Below are 5,078 nucleotides of genomic sequence, written 5' to 3'. Positions count from 1 at the left end.
GCAAATGCTTGGGATGGCGCACGCCCGCGGAGGTGTTCCACACGGCCGTGGCATCATCCTGAGCACCAGTGTTGCGACGACGGCTCGAATTCGCCCTCGCACACCAACGCGTAGGCACGCAGCGACGCGGCAAGGTCGGGCAGATGTGCATCCGGGTTTGCATCGGCCAGCTGACGACAAATGGCCACGGCTCCCTCGGCCAAGCCGAGCGCCTGCTCCAGACAGTTCAGCTCCGGCAGGAGAAGGCTGAGGTTGGTCAACGACGCGGCGAGGTTGGGTAGGTAGGCGTCCGGGTTCGCCTCCGCCAACCCGTGGTAGATACTGGCCGACTCCTTGGCCGGGCCGAGGGCTTGCCCGAGGCGGTCCAGCGTCGACAGGCTGGTGCCGAGATTGGTCAACGCCATGGCGAGGTCGGGCAGGTAGGCGTCCGGGTTCGCCTCGGCCAGCAACCGCCAGATATTCACGGCCAGGTCGGTCGGGCCAAGAGCCTGTTCTGGGCGGCCGAGCTCCATCAGGTTGGCGCCGAGATTGTTCAACGCCATGGCGAGGTGGGGTAGGTAGGCGTCCGGATTCACCTCGGCCAACCCCTGATAGATATCGACGACGTCCCCGGCCAAATCAAGAGCCTGTTCCAGGCGGCCCAGTTCCACCACGCGGACGCCGAGGTTGTTCAACGCCTTGGCAAGGTCGGGTAAGTAGGCGTCCGGATTCACCTCGGCCAACCCCTGATAGATGGCGACCGCATCCTCGGACGGGCCGAGAGCATGCTCAAGGCGGCCCAGATTCGCCAGGCTGGCGCCGAGATTGGTCAACGCCATGGCAAGGCCGGGCAGGTAGGCGTCCGGATTCACCTCGGCCAACCCCTGATAGATACCGACGGCTTCCTCAATTGGGCCGAGGGCCTGCTTCCGGCGGCCCAGATCCGACAGCGTGGCACCCAGACCGTTCAACGCCATGGCAAGGTCGGGCAGGTAGGCGTCCGAATTCACCTCGGCCAGCTGCCGGTAGAGGCTGGCGGATTCTTCGGCCGAGGCCAGGGCCTGCTCCCAGCGGCCGACATGAGCGAGCCGGCTCGCGAGCTCGCCGGAGCGTCGGGCACGCTGTTCGGGGCTGTCATCGGAGTGGTCGAGCAGGTGTTGGGCCAGGATTGCGGCGGCTGGGTCGAGATCCAGGGATCGTTCTGGCAGGAGCCGGTTGATGGTTTCGGCGAGAGTAGGGCTGGTGTACGGGACGACGGCGCTCAGCGCGACGCCGCCGGCGTAGACGGCGAGGGCGGGGTCGGCGCTCAGCATGGTGTCGAGCCAGCCTTTGACGTGCTGGTTCCGGCTGGCTGCAGCAGCGAGGAAGATCAGTATCCGGCTGGTGTGTCCGGCAGGTGGTTGCCCATCGGTGCGGGCGGTCAGCGGGCCGGGCCCAATGACGACGGTGCCGTCCGGGTTGCGGTGGGTGGTGATCAGGGTGGTCGCCGACCAGGAGTCGGTGTGCCCGCTGGGGGTGATCCGTTCACCGGCGGGGCTGACGGGCAGGCTCAACGCGATGAAGTCCTCGGCGAGCCGGTCTGGATATACAGGTTCCAGCACGGTGCTGGTACTGGTGGGCGGATAGCAGCGGTCGTGCGCGTCGAGTAGCTTCTCCCCGTCCGAGCGGGACGCGAGCCCGATGAGTTCGAGCAGCCTGATCCCGTCATCGCGTGGTTGCGGCCCTGTCAGACAGGCCAGCAGCACGGTGCGCGCCGCAGCGCGGACCGTGTCCGGGGCGCTGCCGTGCAGCCGGGACCAGTACGACCGTTCCCGGTCGAGCAGGTAACGCGACACGTCCCCGGCCGAGGCCGGCGGGGTCATCTGCCGGGTGTGGGCGTCGACAGTGGCCAGCGCCGCCATGTGGATCCCGAGGGTGATCCCGTACACGCTGTCGTCGCCCAGATCACCCGGTGGGTGCCACTGTCCCGGCCAGCCCTGCGCGGGTATGTCGGGCTGGTAAATCTGCGCAAACCGCCGACAGGCCGCCTCGAAGAGCCGGCTACGACCTGGCACATCGTGGGCCAACGCCGTCAGAAGGTATGGCTGTCCGCCGCCGCCGGCGGTGAACCCGCGTTTGTCGAGTTCGGCCGCCACCGTGGGCCACCAGTCGACCGAACGGGCCAGTAACAACACCCGTACCTTCCGCGCCCGCGGCCGGCAGTCGCCCAGAAACTTCAGCAGATCATGTAGTGGCCACCGTTCCGCATAATCCACCAGCAGCAGCAACGGCCGCCTTCCTGCCGGTAGCCACCACGACGGCTGGGCCAACGGTTTCGCCCCGGACTCGCCCGGAGCGGCGTCCTGGTGGGTGGCCACCCCTACCCGCCATCCGGCGTCCGCAGTCTCACGCCCCAGCTGCTGCCCAAGGCGGGTCTTACCCTGGCCGCCCGGAGCATGCCACGCCCACACGCTGCACACGGCCGGTTCGTCCCGCCATTGCCGCAACTCGGCCATCTCAGAATCCCGACCGGTAAACGCGATCGTCTGCCGTTGCGCGGTCAGCAGTACGCTCGGCTGCTGCCGTGCCTGGGTCAGCTCGGCCAGCCCAGCGGGTGGCGGGGCCGCAAACTTTTGCACGGCAAACGCTGCAGCACCCGAATAGTTGATATTGATGTCCCGGCCGGCTACAACCACGTCCCCGCTGGCCGACACGTGCTGGTGGATCCCGCCGCAGCCATTGTCGTCCGACGGCCCGAGCAAAGCAGTCACCGTTGGCCACGGCTTTGCTCGACCGTGAGGTCCCCACCAGCCACGTTCGCGTCCTTGCCGGCGTGCACGTCCTGCCGAACCCGGCCGCCCGGGGTGAGGTCAGAACCCCCATGGCCTCGGGCCCGGCCGATCGTCAGGTCCCCGCCGGCCACGTTGGCGGTACCGCCGGAGCTCACCTTCTGCCGGACCTCGCCAGGGGTGGCCGGATTCGCCGACGCGGTCCCGCGCCTGGCCAGGGACAGCCCATACACTGCGATCGGCACCCCGAGGAGCGCCACGGCCGCGGCGACCACACTGGCCGTCTGGTCAGCCGTACTCAGCTGATCTGCAGTCAACCAGGTCACCAGCACCCACACTCCGCCGGCAACGGCGATCGACCCCGCGACCAGCCAGCCCAGCCATCTGATCCCGCCGCCACGAGTCATTTCACCATCATGGACCGCACCGCCCAGTAACGCCTCCAGACGGCTCGCGTGTCGGCTTCGTCTACCACTATCGCGCGATGTCCGCCGACGCCGGCATAAACTGAATCGCCGAGTGGATGCTCGAGCACCGCCAGCCGGTCGACGAGGACCAAGCAGCCACCGCCTCAGCGAGCGTCTCGAACGCCGGTGTGAGGATCCGTTGAACGGTGGCGATCGCGGCCTTCTCCGTACCTACGGTTTGCACGTGCCACACCCCGGTACCAGTGTTCCCGCCCCGACCGGATTGCCTCCACGCGCCAATACCCGAACAGGGTTTGAGCAGGGATTACGCCGCTGTAGTTCCTTCCACCGGTCCGACGGCTGACCACACGCCTCGAGCCAGCAACCGGTCCGGTAGCCGACGATTGACAGAGGGCACACCCGTCAAGGTTGAGGTTGTTAAGTACCCGCTCAACCCGTTCGACGCATGGTCGCTCGCCGTTGGAGTCCTGAGGGCATCCGGCAGCCGGCCGGTAGCCCTAGCGCCTAATGTTATTGACCGCGTGATCGAGCACCGCCGTCATCACCCCACGTGCATAATCCACATCCGGGTACGGGCCAAGCATCAACTCCACCACCGCACCGGACGGTTTCTCCACCCATACCCCGAACCCTTCCGAGTTACGAGTCGACACGCGCACCCCTACAGCGGCAGCCGTGGCCACATTTACCGCACCCAGTACCCCATTCGATTCGGTGCAGCAGTAGAACCACCCCAACGCGTGCGGTACCTCCGCCAGGTTTGCCGCGTCTGCCGCGTCGTCCTGCACTTCCGTGACCTGGTCAGACTTCACCATGACGCCTCCGCTTGGTAGTCGGGCCGTGCCTCTGCGTCTATTTCATGCCGGGCGCTGAGCGGGGTTCAACCTTTCTGTCGGAAATGCGCGCACCGGGAAGCGACCGTGCGATACGCCGATCCCGAGCTGCTACAGACGTAGAAAGGTTGAGGTTCGCGCCGTCACGGTAGTTCCGGGTCGAGGGTCATGCCGGTGTCGGCGAAGAAGCGGGCGAGGATATCGGTCTGTTGCTGACAAGCGCGTAGGCGGTGTCTGACCAGGTCGGCGAGGTGGCCGACGCCGTGGGCGGCGATGTTGGTCAGGCCGCGTTTCATCCATCGCCAGGCACCTCCGGCCGGAGTGAGATCGGGTGCGTACGACGGCAGCCGGACCACGGTCAGCCACGGCCGGGCGTCGATCAGGGCGTGCATGCGGTGGCTGACGTGGGTGTTGAGGTTGTCCCAGATCAGCACGATCGGGGCCTGTAACCGCTGGTGGGCCTGGTCGAGGAAGGCGATGTAGTCGTCCTCGCTGAAACTGCCGCGTTCCCCTTTACGGCGGCGGTGCAGCCGAGTGCGCCACATCAACCGGCCGCGCTCACCGAGCTTGAGACAGACCAGGCTCCCCCGGTCGAGCAGGACGGCAAGCTCGCCGAGAAGGCGTCCTCGACCGGACCAAGCGGAACTCCTCCGCCGGATCAGGTTCCACCCTCGGCTGCATCATTCACCCATGCGCACCCTGGACCGCCTTACCCGTCAGCCCCGAGCTGCAGGCCAAATACGGCATGAGCCCCTGGTGGTGGCGAGGCGCCGGCCTGGCCCGCGAGGCACTTCGCGTTCACAACCCGATCGACCACGAGGACGGCTGCGCCGTGCCAGTGCCGCTGCGGGCAGGAGCGACCCGAGACCAGGTAAACGGGGAGACTGTCGGCTGGCTCGCCGGACTCGCACCGCTTCTGCAAGCAGCCTGCGCCGATCGGGCGCAGCGGGGGGGGGGCTGCCTTAGAACTCCTAACTCAATTGGGTGCATCGGTATGACCTGATCGTTGGTGTGTTCGTTGTCGGGAACGTGAGGAAGCGCGACCCGCAACCGTGGCTGGTCGACGACGA

The 5,078-nt window shown here is 67.1% G+C and carries 4 protein-coding genes; all 4 read right to left on the bottom strand.

Annotated features, from left to right (window positions below; all coding sequences use genetic code 11):
- Positions 1-53 precede the first annotated feature (53 nt).
- The 4 genes from AB0G04_RS44120 to AB0G04_RS44105 all read right to left on the bottom strand — a co-directional run bounded on the left by AB0G04_RS44120 (position 54) and on the right by AB0G04_RS44105 (position 4,553).
- Positions 54-2,729: a tetratricopeptide repeat protein gene (locus AB0G04_RS44120; protein WP_360996720.1), complete on the bottom strand. Its 2,676-nt coding sequence runs from the start codon at positions 2,727-2,729 to the stop codon at positions 54-56.
- A complete protein-coding gene (locus AB0G04_RS44115; RefSeq protein ID WP_360996717.1) occupies positions 2,726-3,154 on the bottom strand; it encodes a hypothetical protein in 429 nt (142 codons plus the stop codon). The genes AB0G04_RS44120 and AB0G04_RS44115 overlap by 4 nt, the downstream gene beginning before the upstream one ends.
- A gap of 518 nt (positions 3,155-3,672) precedes the next feature.
- Positions 3,673-3,990, bottom strand: a complete 318-nt coding sequence (locus AB0G04_RS44110; RefSeq protein ID WP_360996714.1) for a hypothetical protein — start codon at positions 3,988-3,990, stop codon at positions 3,673-3,675.
- Positions 3,991-4,151: 161 nt separating this feature from the next.
- The gene (locus tag AB0G04_RS44105) at positions 4,152-4,553 is read right to left on the bottom strand and encodes a transposase (protein ID WP_360996711.1); all 402 of its coding nucleotides are present in this window, start codon (positions 4,551-4,553) and stop codon (positions 4,152-4,154) included.
- Positions 4,554-5,078: the final 525 nt, after the last annotated feature.

This window comes from Actinoplanes sp. NPDC023801, assembly GCF_040639655.1.
GTDB lineage: Bacteria > Actinomycetota > Actinomycetes > Mycobacteriales > Micromonosporaceae > Actinoplanes.
Note: the sequence above shows the minus strand (reverse complement) of the source record. Positions and strands in the feature narration are given on the sequence as shown.